The organism is Terriglobia bacterium, assembly GCA_020072815.1.
Lineage (GTDB): Bacteria > Acidobacteriota > Terriglobia > Terriglobales > Acidobacteriaceae > Angelobacter.
Genome location: JAIQGE010000012.1, coordinates 111,496 through 124,764, shown reverse-complemented (window position 1 = coordinate 124,764; position 13,269 = coordinate 111,496). Strand labels below are relative to the sequence as shown.

Genomic DNA, 13,269 nt, shown 5'->3' with positions numbered 1-13,269 from the left:
GATGAGCCGCCAAGACGGCAATCCTGAATGCCAGGCCCTGATCCAGATAAAAGACCGCTACGGCAATACCATCAAATTCACCCGCGTGCCGGCCCCGTCATGTGCGCTCACGAGAATTACCTCGCCAACGGCCGCTACATCAACCTGGCTTATGATGCGCAGAAGCGCATCACCCAGGCGACCGACATTTCCGGACGGACTGTCGGCTACACCTACGACCTGGCAGGCAGGCTCTCGGACCACCGCTCGCTATGCGGCGACTGGTTGCGCGTGGGGTCTGTTCGGGGGCGCTTTCGGGTGGGCAGTTCAAGTCACTGCTGAGGCGGCCTTTCGCTTAGGGGCAGCGGCAATTGTTTCCGTCGAAGCATGGGCGTCCGCCGATGCGGCTGCTGGACAAACTGCCAACGAGATTGGCGTAGCTGGGGAGAATATCGTGTCCGACACCATCGGTATTCCAAGGAATATCGGGCCTGGCCAAGCGACGGTGCCTGGAACGGGGCCAGGAGGATATCGCGTTCCAGACTTCGATCCAGATCTGACAGTTCAATCGCGTGGAACCGTCGTGGAAGTCAAAAATGTACAGGATCTTCAAACTCGCAAAAGAAATTGGACGCAGTTTGCTCCTCAATGAAGAAGCTGAGCGCAAACTGCTTCTTTTTTGTGGACCGCTGTTGCGCGACATCATTATTTTGCTGCGTGATACAGGAATGCGACCAAAGAAAGAACTGTTTCCAATGCGGATCGAGAATCTGGATTGGACTAGCCGGGTCATTTTTGTTCCTGACAGTAAGACTCCGACCGGGCGCCGGTTCATTCCGATGAGTGATCGGGTGCTGGATCTACTGATGGTGCGATGTGCCGGCAGGCGTGAGGGCTGGGTCTTTCCCGCTGACTCTGCGTCAGGCCACATCACCACCATCGATAAACAGTTCCGAAAAGCACGAGCAGATGCCGATTTGCCATCTGGACTAAAGCTCTACTGTAGCCGTCACGATTTCGGAACAGAGATGCTACAACGCACTGGCAACCTCGCCTTGGTAATGCGAGTCATGGGACAGACCAGCACCAAGGCAGCAATGCAGTATCAACACCCCGACCTGGAACACGTAAGGACGGCGCTGAACGCGGCGCGCGCCAAACCTGAGCAGGAAAATCGGGTCAATTGAAAACTACGTCACATTTTACGTCACAGTTACTAAACAGTAAACTCGGTAACTTATTGATTCATATGGTGGGCGGTCACGGACTCGAACCGTGGACCTCCTGCTTGTAAGGCAGGCGCTCTAACCAGCTGAGCTAACCGCCCCGCCGCCAGCGCGGTGCTGCATTGAAGTATAGAAGTACCGCCGCCCCTGGTCAAAACGCTGGGGAAGGACCCCGAACCCTCCAGCCCGCTGTGCTGAGGGGTGTTTTCGCTGGTTACTAAAGTGACTGGTGGCCCGCCGTAAGGTCTATGTCCCCCTGAGACCCCTGTGCTACGCTCGGCCCAGCCTTGAGTTGGGCGCAAGATGCCTGCATTATTCGACAAACTTCCCACGATTTTAGTACTGGCCGTACTGGTGGGAATCTTCGTGGCCCTGCGTCGCCGGGTAAATTCGGCGCGCATGAATCTGTGGACCGTGGCCTGGATCCTGATCTTTGTCCACTTCGTCGTGGGCATCTTTGAGCCCGCGGACCGCAACCTGACTCCTGAGCAGTTCATCGCGGACCAAGGCGCTCTTCTGCTGGCATCGTTGTTCTTCATTGCTTCACTGACCTCTTTCTTTGAGAACAAGAAGCTGACTGCCGGGTTGGTGGCTCTGGCAGGTGTGCCCATGCTGGGATACACGGTGGCCTATGCGTTTGAGAGCCACTGGCGCGCCCTCTATATCGTCTGCATTGCCTTGATCTTTTATGGCGCTCCGGTCTTCGTGACCACGTTCAGAAAGCCTACGGGTGAGGCCCTGATCTGGATGCCGCCGGTCATTGTTGCGGGCACGTTCTCTATTTATCGAATCTGGCATCATGACTACGACTTCGGCCTGCTGGCGTTGCTGACGGCCGGCTTTGGCCTGCCAGCTTTCCTCTATTGGCGGCGCTACCGCCGCTGGACTCCCGGCGTCATCACCAGCGCAGGCGGCTTTTTGCTGTGGGGCATGGTATTTCCCCTGGGGCAATTCCTTGACGTCCACTTCCCGAACCTAAAGATCAGCCCTGAACTTTGGAATACACCCAAGCTCTTCGTGGCATTCGGCATGATTCTCACCTTGCTGGAAGAGAAGTCAGAAGTGTTGCAGGTGGCCATCAATCGCGAATACGAAGTCAACGAGCAGATGCAGAAGTTTGCCGGCATCACTTCGCGCCTGCTGACTGGCGTGGACGTAAACTCGCTGAGCCAAGAGATTGCCCTGGCCATCAGTGAGACCAGCACTTTCCGGCGCGTGAGCATCGTGCTCTGCAGTGACAGCCGCAACCTTTATTCGGCCGGGTGCGCGGGCATGACCGAGACAGAGGTGGAGCAGATCAGAAACAACTGCGTCAGCCTGTGGACCATGGAAGATCTCGTCAAGATCTTTCATAAAGGGACCCGGTTGGGCGGGACCTCACGCCTGGTCCGAGCACACGAACTCACCGCGTATCACTTGACGGTGAGCGAACTTGAGATTCCTGATGACCCGCGCTGGAGCAAAGGAGACCGGCTGTTTGTGCCGCTACAATCCACACGCGGGGCCTACGTGGGCGTGATTTCCCTCGACGATCCCCGCGACCTTGCGCGCGTGAACGCGGAAGAGATGTCCAAGATTGAACTGCTGGCCGGCGACTTGGCGGTGACGGTGGACAATGCCGCTCTGCACCGCCAACTGGTGCGCTCAGAAAAAATGGCGGCGATTGGCCAGTTGGTGGCCGGCGTGGCCCACGAGCTGAACAACCCGCTGGCTTCCATCATCGGCTACTCCGAACTTATGACCGACGACCTCAAGTCCGGTCCGGCCCGCCACAAGCTGGACAAGATGATCCGTGAAGCCCAGCGCATGCGGCGCATCATTGAGAACCTGTTGCGCTTCGCCCGGAAAAACAGTTTGGAAAAGAAGTCGGCCAACCTGCAAACGCTGCTGGTGGAGGTGCTGGCGCTGCGCGAATACCACATCCGCAACAATGATGTTGACGTGCAAATGAACGTGGCCTCTGATCTCCCGCAGGTGGCGCTCGATGAAGACCAGTTCAAGCAGATCCTGCTCAACCTGCTGAATAATTCCATGGACGCCCTGGAGAGCAACCGCCAAAAACGCATTCGCATAGAGGCGGCCCGCCGCGGCGACCGCGTGGTCATGTTCTTTGACGATAACGGCCCCGGATTTACCGATCCCAACCGCGTTTTCGATCCTTTCTATACCACCAAGCCCGTCGGCAAGGGCACCGGGCTGGGCTTGAGCATCTGCTACGGCATTGTGAAAGAGCATGGTGGTGAAATTCACGCCGTGAACCTGGAACCCGGCGGCGCCCGCGTCGCTCTTGAACTGCCGGTGCTGGCGGTGGCCAGCGCGGAAGCGGCCGTGGCGTCCTGATCGCCGGCATTCTGTCTTAAATCCCTTCGCAAAAAATCAGAACACTTTCCGTTCTCCTGCAGTCCTTCTATTCAGGAAGGCATAATGGCTGGGCAGGCAATTCTGGGAGAGACGGTCCTGAAACAGACAAGCGTCAGCGCGGCGCAAACCCCGGGAGTAATCGTGGAATCCCTGGTGGCCGAGCACACGCTGATGGTTTTCCGCATCGCCTACTCCATCCTGCGCAACCATCATGACGCGGAAGATGCCGCGCAGGAATGCTTCCTCAAGGCGCTGAAGTCGGCGCAGCGATCCAAAGATCTCTTAGCGCAAGTGCGCAATACCAAAACGTGGCTGGCGCGCGTCGCCTGGACCACCGCGCTGGACCGCCGTTCGCGACGGGCTGTATCCGGAGACCATGAGGTTTCAGCGGAAGCCGCAGTCGAAGCATCTGGCGATGATTTCTTAGGACACGCGGCGCTGGAACAAATTCCTGACAGCGCGGTGGCGCCTGACGAGCAAGCTGCCGGACGCCAGATGGCGCAACTGCTGGAAAAGCTGATCGCCGGCCTTCCGGAAGATTTGCGCCAGCCGCTGGAGCTTTCCACCGTGCAGGAACTGAATTCGGCGGAGATCGCTGACGTGATGGGCATTCCGGAAAGCTCGGTGCGCACCCGGCTGATGCGCGCGCGCCGCCTGCTGAAAGAGAAGTTTTCCGCATTGCTGGAGGTGAAGAACCGTGCCTGAACAGAGAAAAGACAAGCAGGATAAAGACGAAAAGCTGGACGCAATGCTGGACAGCCTGCTCTCGTCGTACTCTTTGGCGGAGCCGCGTCCCGGACTGGAGACCCGCATTCTGGCGAATCTGCAGGAAGAGTCCGTAAAGACCAGCGGGGGATGGAACCTGATCTGGATGTGGGCTGGAGGGGCGGCCGCCGCGGTGGCTGCAATTCTGCTGGCAGCTTATCTCTTCCGGCCGGCGCCGCAGCAGGCGCCGCAAGTCGTGGTCAATCCGACAGCGCCCCAGATTGTCGCGCCAACCCATACGCCGCCGCAGGAAAGCGCAAGCCAGAAAAGCACAAAAGAAGCGCAGCCGCGCGCGGCTCATCGCAAACTGAGTCCGGAAGTCCAAGTGGCGGATGTACGGAAGGATGTCTTTCCTTCACCCTCGCCGTTGTCCGAGCAGGAAAAGCTGTTGCTCAGCTACCTGAGGGCGACGCCGCGGGAAGAACTGGTCGCTCAGAGCCATCCCGATGAGCCGCCGGCCGACGGGGCGCCGCAAGATCAATCGGCCTTGCCGGCTCGCGGATCTACAAATCAACCCAGCAATACTCGATAGGAGAGGTTTATGAAATCACTATGGAAAATTGTGGTTATCCTTGGATTAGTCCCTGCGCTGTTTGCCCAACCCCCGGCCAAAAGCGCAGACCAGTCCGCCAAGAAAGACGCCCCGGAGCAAGAATCCAAAGCGTCCTCTACAGAAAACTTCTACAAATTAAGTTTTGTCATCTCTGAAGCGGAAGACGGCAAACGCATCAACCAGCGCGAATACAGCATGATCAGGAGTACCAGCGGCGGTCCTCCGGCGACCATCCGCGTGTCTACGCGGGTGCCTATCTACGTGGAGGAAAAGAAGCTCCAGTACATTGATGCCGGCCTGGAGCTTCGTTGCTGGCTGAAAGAGCCCCTGGCCGGCAAACTGCCCGTGCAGTGCGACATCAACATCAGCAACTTTGTACTGGAGCAGCAGTTTGCTGACCCTAAGAACAGCGCAGGACCGATGCTGCGAACTGCCAGCGTCAGCACCGGGACTGTTGTGATTCCGGGAAAGCCTACCATTCTCTCTACCATCGATGACGTCAACAGCAAAAAGCGTACGCAGATTGAAGTTACGGTAACCAAGGTTGACTAGAGTAAGAGCGGAACCGGGGGCCGGCTGCGCCCCCGGTTGGTTAGTCTAACCTTCTAGTTTGCTAGAATTTGCCCTTAGCCGCTCGGTAGCTTTGTTGTAAGATGACCGCATGATTCCCCGCATAGTGCTCGTATTGTGTCTTTCTGCCGCTGCCTGGAGTCAAGTTGCCTCTGGTGGCAAGCTGGCCGATCCTTCCTCACCGCCGCCGGCTGTTTCCTCCGCCGCTGAGAGCCCGCTTGCGTCCGCACGGGCTTTGTTCAAAAAGGGCAATTACCAAGATGCCGCCGGCGCATTTAAGGCCGTTGTAGAAAAAACTCCTGAGTCCCCTGAGGCCCAAGCCGGGCTGATTCGCAGCTTGTTGCGCGCCCACAAGGTTGATGAGGCCGGAGAAGCCGGCAAGAAAGCGGTGGCTGCTATTGGCGCGTCGGACCTGGTGCAGGCTGCGGTAGGGGACGTAGCTTTCCGCGCAGGCAAACTCGGCGACGCGGAGTCCGCCTACCGGGCAGCTGTCAAGGCGGATGCGAACTCCGCCCGCGGTTTGTATGGCATGGGCCGCATTTATGACACGGTATCAATGCACAAGCGCGCCAGGGACGTCTTTGCCCGGGCGCACGAACTAGCTCCTGATGACGATGAGATCTACGAGCACTGGCTGGAGCTTCTGACTCCTGCGGAACAGCTCGACAACGAAAAAAAACGGAACGGCGACCATCCTTCCGGTCGGGAAGGCGAGAGGATCAAGTACCTTACTGCCATCACGCAGAAGAAACCTTGGGTGATGTCCAGCGAGCTCAAGCCGATGGAAATGAAAATGTTGCCATACGGCAGACAGGAAACCGGCGTCTATGACATTAGACGCAGCGGGCCGGTGACGATCAGCAAAGGATACGGCCTGCAAGTGAAGTTCAACGATCGCGCATCCGCTGTGCTCCTGCTGGACACGGGAGCCGGCGGCATTACCATTGGGAACAAGCTGGCGGAGCGGGCCGGCGCAGTCAGGATCGCGGAAACCCGTATTGGAGGCATCGGCGATCAGGGTCCGGTACGCAGCTACGTGGCCTGGGTGGACAAGATAAACATCGGCGGCCTGGAATTCCGCAATTGTACAGTCATCGTCTCCAGCAAAAACAATGTGGCGGACGAAGCTGGGCTGATTGGTCCTGATGTTTTTGACAAATTCCTGATTACGCTCGATTTTCACGACTGGAAAATGAACCTCACGCCCTTGCCCAGGAGTCCGACGGCGCCAGACGATGACATGGCCGCGCAGGACCGCTACATCGCTCCTGAGATGCAGGCATTTACCAAGTTCTACAGTTTTGGGCATGACCTGGTAGTTCCCGTGGTTGTCAGCGACAAAGCCGTTGCCAACTTCATCCTGGACACTGGATCAGAGCTCAACGTGATGAGCCCCACAATCGCCGCGCAAGTTACTACGGCTAGTTATGACGGCGACTATGAAATGAAGGGCGTCAGTGGCAAGGTGCAAAAAGTCATGACCGGCAAGAAAGCGATCTTGCAGTTTGCCAAAATGCGGGTTGAGAGCCACGACATACCGGTGTTCTCCACGGACTCCATCAGCAATTCTGAAGGTACGGAGATCGCCGGCCTCATCGGGATCAGGACCCTGGTGCAAATGAAGATGACCATTGACTATCGTGACGGGCTCGTCAATCTTGAGGTGTATCAATTCAAGAAGGCCCAGGAATAGACAATTTCACCCAAACTCCGAGCTGCAAGAAGTCGGTCCGCTCAAGGTCCGCTGCGCTTCGTTCGGCCGCTTTGGCGGGCGTATTTCTTCTGGCTGTAGTGTTATTGCCAGGGCAAGGGAGTGGTCCCCGGCCAACTCCGTCCCCGGTTGAACCACAGGTATTGTTTCGCCACGGCGACTTCCGCGCCGCTGCCGACGCATATCGCGTGCTGGCAAGCCGTAACCCTTCGCCGGATCCGTACGCCGGCCTGGTGCAGAGCCTGCTCAAACTGGATGACGTGGCAAGCGCGGAAGACGAATCGCGCAGAGCGCTGGAACATTTTCCCCAGTCCGCGCTGCTACACTCGACGCGCGGCGACGTTTACTTCCGCCGCGGGCTGATGGCGGAAGCCGAAGCGGAGTACGAGTCCGCCAGTAAACTGGACGCGAAGTGTCCCCGTGCGTGGCTGGGGAAAGGGAAGCTCTTGCTGGCGATGTCTCGCCAGGCCCAGGCCCAGGCGGCGTTCACAAAGGCTCATGAGTTGGCCCCGGATGACGGAGACATCCTCTACAACTGGGCGGCGCTGCTGCCGTATCCGGAGAACGTCCGCGGGCTGGAAAAGCATCTGGCGGAATACCGCTCTGACCGCGACCAAGAGCGCCGCGAGCGCGATTTTGTGGAACTGCTCCGGCACATTGCCGGCCGCAAGTTCTGGGTCGCGGCGAAAGACGTGAGCCAGGCGGAAATCAAAATGGAAATCGTCACGCCCCGCCCGCGGATGGTGCGGGGCGCGGGCCTGCGCGTCAGGTTCAATGATTCCACCAGCGCCACTCTGCTGCTCGACACCGGCGCCACATGGGTCACCATTCCTCGCAAGCTGGCCGAAAAAATTGGCGCCAGGAGGATTTCCGACTACGGACTGGAAGGCGCCGGCGAGTCCGGGCCGGCAGCCGGGTATTTTGCCTGGGTGGACAAGGTGGCCATCGGCGAACTGGAATTCCACGATTGCCTGGTCCACGTCTCCATGAAGGGCGACATGGGAGACATTGAAGGCATCGTGGGTGTCAACGTTCTTGCTCAGCATCTGGTCACGCTGGATTTTCCCGCGCACCGCCTGCGCCTGACACCGTTGCCCGCGCCTTCCGCCGCGCCAAGTGAAGCCCGCGTCCGCGCCGATGCTCCGGCAGAGCGGGTGCGGCTGTTCTTCAGCTTTGGACATCTCCTCCTTCTTCCCACGCTGGTGAATGGCTCTGCCAACGGCCTCTTCCTCCTGGACACGGGGGCCAATGCCAGTTCCATCACCACTGCATTGGCCCGGCAAGCCGGCAAACTGCGTGACGCTACGCCCCACGTCAGCGGCATGAGCGGCGAAGTAAAAAAGGTATTTGCCCTGGACGACGCCGCGCTGCGCTTTTCTCCCGCAACCCAAACGGTGGACACTCTCGTGGCCTTTGATCGCCCGTCGCTCAGCAAGGAGCTGGGGACGGAAGTCTCCGGCTTCATCGGATACGATCTTCTGCAAAAGATGAAGGTGACGCTCAATTATCGCGACGGCGTGGTGGAGCTAGGCAAGTAGCAATTGGCAATTAGCAATTGGCCAGATCATCGCCACGATTCAATTGGCAATTGTTTCCTGCCGTTCTGGTCCGGCTGCGCCCGTCGAAACACTCCTATTGTTCTTCGGCTAATTGCTAGTCGCCAATTGCTATTTGCTCCTTCCCCCCATTTGCTAATTGCCAATCGCCCTCTTATCATGGCTCGCCTGATCCTGAGGAGCGCCACCTGCCATGAACTTCCGGAAATTAGTTGTCGTCGCCACTCTTGCTGCTTGTGGAACGCTCGGTTTTGGTCAGCCGAAACCGAAACCGCCAAAAGCAACTGCAACTCCGCAGCCTCCACAGATTGACGAAAAGCTGTTCAACGCCATGCGCTGGCGGCAAGTGGGCCCGTTTCGCGGCGGGAGAGTGCTGGCCGTGACCGGCGTGCCGGGCGAGCCTAGCGTCTTCTATTTTGGCGGAGCGTCCAGCGGCGTCTGGAAGTCCAGTGACGCCGGCGCCAACTGGCAGCCCATCTTCGATAAGCAGCCGATTGCGTCCATCGGGGCCATCGCGGTTGCGCCCTCGGACCACAACATTATCTATGTCGGCTCCGGCGAGGCCTGTATCCGCGGCAACATTTCTTACGGCAACGGCGTGTACAAGAGCCTGGATGGCGGAAAGACCTGGAAGAACATTGGCCTGAAGGACACGCGGCACATCGGCGCCCTGATTGTTGATCCCAAGAACGCGAACATCGTCTTTGTCGCGGCGCTGGGCCACGCTTATGGTCCCAATGAAGAGCGCGGCGTCTTCCGCAGCACTGACGGGGGAACTACCTGGCAGAAAGTTCTCTTCAAAGATGCGAAGACCGGCGCGATTGATGTGGTCTTTGATCCCAGCAATTCCAGCACGCTGTTCGCCGCGATGTGGGAGGTCTATCGCACGCCGTGGAGCCTGAACAGCGGCGGCGCCGGCAGCGGTCTCTACAAATCCACGGACAGCGGCAGCACATGGACGCACCTGGAAGGGAACGGCCTTCCCGCGGGCCTTCTGGGACGCATTGGCGTCTCGGTTTCCGGAGCCGACTCCAGCCGCGTGTACGCCATGATTGAGAACAAAGATAACGGCGGCCTGTATCGCTCTGACGACGGCGGCGAAAACTGGGCTCGCGTGAACGACGAAGGCCGTTTCCGCCAGCGTGCCTGGTACTTTACCCACATCTTTGCCGATCCCAAGTCGCCCGACACGGTATACGCCCTGAACACGGGACTGTTTCGTTCCACTGACGGCGGCAAGACGTTCACCCTGTTGCCCGCGCCGCACGGTGATCATCACGGCCTGTGGATTGATCCTGACAATCCGCAGCGCTTGATCAACGGTAACGACGGCGGAGCAACGGTCTCCACCGACGGCGGCGCCACCTGGAGCACGCAATACAACCAGCCCACCGCGCAGTTTTACCACGTGATTACCGACAAGCGCTGGCCGTATTACATCTATGGCGCGCAGCAGGACAACTCCACCATCGCCATCAAGAGTTATGACGATGACGGCGTCATCGGGCGGCAAGACTGGTTCGCCGTCGGCGGCGGTGAAAGCGGATACATCGCGCCCTACCCGCCGGATCCCAGCATCACTTTCGCCGGAGCTGAGGCTTTCATCTCGCGCTTTGACAAGCGCACCGAGCAACTGGTGGACATTTCCGTGATGCCGCTCGACGTTTCCGGCAACGGCGCTGAAAGCCTGCCGCTGCGCTTCAACTGGACTTCACCGCTGCTGATTTCGCCGCACGATCCCAACACCCTTTACTGGGCGGGCGAGAAACTTTTCAAGTCCACCAATGCAGGGCAAAGCTGGGACGCCATCAGTCCGGACCTGACACGCAATGACAAATCCAAGCAGAAGCCGTCCGGAGGGCCCATCACGCTGGACATTACGAGCGTGGAGTATTTTGACACCATCTTTGCCGTGGCCGAATCGCCGGTAAAGAAAGACACCATCTGGGCGGGCACCGACGATGGCCTGGTCCAATTGAGCGCGGACGGCGGCCAGCACTGGAGCAACGTTACGCCCAAAGACATGCCGGAATGGAGCTTGATCAGCATCATTGAGGCATCGCATTACGATGCGGGCACGGCCTACGTCGCCGTGGACCGCCATAAGCTGGACGACTTCCGCCCGCTGATCTTCCGCACTCGCGATTCCGGCAAAACGTGGATCCTCACCGCTGGCGGCATTCCAGAAGGTTCGTACGTGCGTTCCGTGCGGGAAGATCCCAAGCGCAAAGGCCTGCTCTTTGCCGGCACGGAGACCGGCGTCTATTTCTCCACCGACGACGGCGGCCACTGGCAGGCCCTGAAGCTCAACTTGCCCGTAGTCCCCATTCACGACCTGGAAATCCATGATGACGATCTGATTGCCGCCACCCACGGCCGCTCGTTCTGGGTGCTGGATGACATCACCCCTCTGCGTCAGGTGGAACCAGGCATGGCTGTCGCCGAGATGACGCTCTATAAGCCGCAGATCGCACTGCGCCTGCACTTGCCCACGGACATTGAGCGCCGTGGTCCGGTAGGCGACAACCCGCCGCCCGGCGCCATCATTAATTACTACTTCAAGACCGCGCCCAAGGACGAGGCGACGCTGGAGATCTTTGACAGCGGCGGCAAGCTGGTGCGCCGGCTTTCCAGCAAAGAGAAGAAAGAATTTGAGCAGCCGCAGGAATGGCCCGACCAGGTGAAAGAAGTCACCACCATTCCCGCCGCGGCCGGCATGAATCGATATGCCTGGAACCTGCGCTGGGAGCAGCCGGTAAAAATTCCCGGAGCCTTTTACAGCGGACAAGGCCCCCAGGGGCCTATCGCCATGCCAGGGCAATACACGGTGAAGCTCACCGCGGGCGGCCAAAGCCAGACACAAACGCTGGAACTGGCGCTTGATCCGCGCACGAAAGACATGAAGCTGGACGACCTGCAGAAACAATTTGACCTGGCCATGCAGGTGCGCGACGCCAACACCGATCTGCACCGCGGCGTAAACCAGATTCGCGCCCTGCGTGCTGAACTCAAAGCCCTGCATCAGCGGCTGGAGAGCGATGCCGCCATGAAGCCGCTGCTCTCCCAGGCGGACGCCCTCGACAAAAAGATGACTCCGGTGGAAGAACGGCTGATTCAGGTGAACATGAAGGGATCGGAGGGCAACCTGGCGTTCCCCAACATGTTCAACGAGCAGTTGGACACCTTCAGCACCATCGTCCAGTTCGGCGACGGCGCACCAACCAGACAGCAGTATGAAGTCTTCAAAATGCTGCGCGGCCAGGTGGACGAACAACTGGCAGCATGGAAGCAGATCATGTTCACCGACGTCCCGGCATTCAACGAACTGGTGAAGACCAGCAACGTGCCGGCGTTGTACCTGCGGCCGGGAGAGTAGCGCTGGAAGCGCTTTACCACAGAGGGCACAGAGGGCACGGAGGCAAAGCTCAACTTGGCCCTTTCGCCCCTTCTAGCGGTGCGAAGCGAAAATAGCGATCTTTCTTCTGTGTGCGGTGAGCTACTCACATGACTCGTACGGTCGCGGTGTGAGGTCGCGGTTCACTTTGCCCACTCCGTGTTCCTCTGTGCCCTCTGTGGTAAATCGCCTTTTGTTAGACTTCACCAGTGCGCCGCCTGATCATCAACGCTGACGATTTTGGCCTGACCCAGGGCGTAAACCGCGCCATTAGGGAGGCCAGCCGTTCCGGCGTGGTGACCTCGGCCACCATCATGGCCAACTCGCGAGCGTTTGATGAAGCAGTAGCGTCGGCGAAGGCTTTGCCCGGACTCAAAACCGGTTGCCACGTCGTGCTGATTGACGGTGAGCCTGTTTCTTCCGGCTTGGCGTCTCTTACCAACGGTGGAACGCGATTTCGCTCCAGCCTGAAGCAATTTGCGCTGGCGGCAGTACGCAAGAAGATCTCCGCCGACGAAATCGAGCGTGAAGCCGCGGCGCAGATTCGCAAGATCCAAGCCGCCGGCATCGCGCTCACCCACGTAGACACCCACAAACACACGCACATGTTCCCGCATGTGTTGCGTCCGGTGTTGCGCGCGGCGAGAGCTTGCGGGCTGCGCGCGGTGCGCAATCCCTTTGAGCCGCGGCGCAGTTGGCCCGTAGGAAAAGTTCTGGGCGCGCCGGCGCTGTGGGTGCGAGCTGCCGAAGTTTTCATGCTGCGTACGTTTGTAGCCGAATTTCACAAGGCTGTTCGCGAAGCCAACATGCTCACCACCGACGGCACGGTGGGCATTGCCGCCACCGGGGTGCTTGATCAGAAAATGCTGGCGGCGATTCTCAAAGGGTTGCCGGAAGGCATCTGGGAACTGGTTTGCCATCCCGGATACGCGGACGCCGATCTGCAGTCAGCGGGCACGAGGTTGCTGGGGTCACGCGAAGCCGAGTTGCAGGCGCTTACGTCGGCGGAGACCAAGAGTCTAATCTCACGCTGCGGGATTGAGTTGATTTCGTATGCGGACCTGTCGTGAGACAGCCCAACAATTGTGAATCCGCGCGCACTTCCCGGAATCAAACCATGGCGCACGTCATGTGTCTGAGGAGTTAGACCAAGG

At 59.0% G+C, this 13,269-nt stretch carries 10 protein-coding genes and 1 tRNA gene; 10 read left to right on the top strand and 1 reads right to left on the bottom strand.

Going from position 1 to position 13,269, the window contains the following annotated elements; genetic code table 11:
• The first annotated feature begins 99 nt into the window (after positions 1-99).
• Together LAO20_15815 and LAO20_15810 are read left to right on the top strand one after the other, a co-directional pair.
• The gene (locus tag LAO20_15815) at positions 100-321 is read left to right on the top strand and encodes an RHS repeat protein (GenBank protein ID MBZ5532895.1); all 222 of its coding nucleotides are present in this window, start codon (positions 100-102) and stop codon (positions 319-321) included.
• Positions 322-575: 254 nt separating this feature from the next.
• On the top strand, positions 576-1,166 hold the full coding sequence (locus tag LAO20_15810) for a tyrosine-type recombinase/integrase (GenBank protein ID MBZ5532894.1): 591 nt from the start codon (positions 576-578) through the stop codon (positions 1,164-1,166).
• Positions 1,167-1,229: 63 nt separating this feature from the next.
• Here LAO20_15810 and LAO20_15805 read toward each other — a convergent pair.
• A tRNA-Val gene (locus LAO20_15805) sits at positions 1,230-1,306 on the bottom strand.
• 202 nt (positions 1,307-1,508) lie between these two features.
• Here LAO20_15805 and LAO20_15800 point away from each other — a divergent pair.
• From LAO20_15800 to LAO20_15765, 8 genes are all read left to right on the top strand, one after another.
• A complete protein-coding gene (locus tag LAO20_15800; protein MBZ5532893.1) occupies positions 1,509-3,545 on the top strand; it encodes a hypothetical protein in 2,037 nt (678 codons plus the stop codon).
• A gap of 84 nt (positions 3,546-3,629) precedes the next feature.
• Positions 3,630-4,271 carry an RNA polymerase sigma factor gene (locus LAO20_15795; GenBank protein MBZ5532892.1) on the top strand — a complete coding sequence of 214 codons (642 nt, stop codon included), beginning with the start codon at positions 3,630-3,632 and terminating at the stop codon, positions 4,269-4,271.
• Positions 4,264-4,863, top strand: a complete 600-nt coding sequence (locus LAO20_15790) for a hypothetical protein (GenBank protein MBZ5532891.1) — start codon at positions 4,264-4,266, stop codon at positions 4,861-4,863. The genes LAO20_15795 and LAO20_15790 overlap by 8 nt, the downstream gene beginning before the upstream one ends.
• Positions 4,864-4,872: 9 nt before the next feature.
• Positions 4,873-5,436 (top strand): hypothetical protein, encoded by a 564-nt coding sequence (locus LAO20_15785; GenBank protein ID MBZ5532890.1) that lies wholly within the window; start codon positions 4,873-4,875, stop codon positions 5,434-5,436.
• Between the two features lie 109 nt (positions 5,437-5,545).
• The gene (locus LAO20_15780) at positions 5,546-7,147 is read left to right on the top strand and encodes an aspartyl protease family protein (GenBank protein ID MBZ5532889.1); all 1,602 of its coding nucleotides are present in this window, start codon (positions 5,546-5,548) and stop codon (positions 7,145-7,147) included.
• 161 nt (positions 7,148-7,308) lie between these two features.
• Entirely contained in the window at positions 7,309-8,703 is a 1,395-nt protein-coding gene (locus LAO20_15775; protein ID MBZ5532888.1) for an aspartyl protease family protein, read from the top strand.
• A gap of 211 nt (positions 8,704-8,914) precedes the next feature.
• Positions 8,915-12,097 (top strand): glycosyl hydrolase, encoded by a 3,183-nt coding sequence (locus LAO20_15770; protein ID MBZ5532887.1) that lies wholly within the window; start codon positions 8,915-8,917, stop codon positions 12,095-12,097.
• A gap of 227 nt (positions 12,098-12,324) precedes the next feature.
• Positions 12,325-13,185 carry a ChbG/HpnK family deacetylase gene (locus LAO20_15765; GenBank protein ID MBZ5532886.1) on the top strand — a complete coding sequence of 287 codons (861 nt, stop codon included), beginning with the start codon at positions 12,325-12,327 and terminating at the stop codon, positions 13,183-13,185.
• The last annotated feature ends 84 nt before the right edge of the window (positions 13,186-13,269 follow it).

Bases quoted from the DNA above. Each gene is read 5' to 3' on its own strand.
- LAO20_15815 (MBZ5532895.1), top strand. From the start codon at position 100: ATGTGCGCTCACGAGAATTACCTCGCCAACGGCCGCTACATCAACCTG.
- LAO20_15810 (MBZ5532894.1), top strand. From the start codon at position 576: ATGTACAGGATCTTCAAACTCGCAAAAGAAATTGGACGCAGTTTGCTC.
- LAO20_15800 (MBZ5532893.1), top strand. From the start codon at position 1,509: ATGCCTGCATTATTCGACAAACTTCCCACGATTTTAGTACTGGCCGTA.
- LAO20_15795 (MBZ5532892.1), top strand. From the start codon at position 3,630: ATGGCTGGGCAGGCAATTCTGGGAGAGACGGTCCTGAAACAGACAAGC.
- LAO20_15785 (MBZ5532890.1), top strand. From the start codon at position 4,873: ATGAAATCACTATGGAAAATTGTGGTTATCCTTGGATTAGTCCCTGCG.
- LAO20_15780 (MBZ5532889.1), top strand. From the start codon at position 5,546: ATGATTCCCCGCATAGTGCTCGTATTGTGTCTTTCTGCCGCTGCCTGG.
- LAO20_15770 (MBZ5532887.1), top strand. From the start codon at position 8,915: ATGAACTTCCGGAAATTAGTTGTCGTCGCCACTCTTGCTGCTTGTGGA.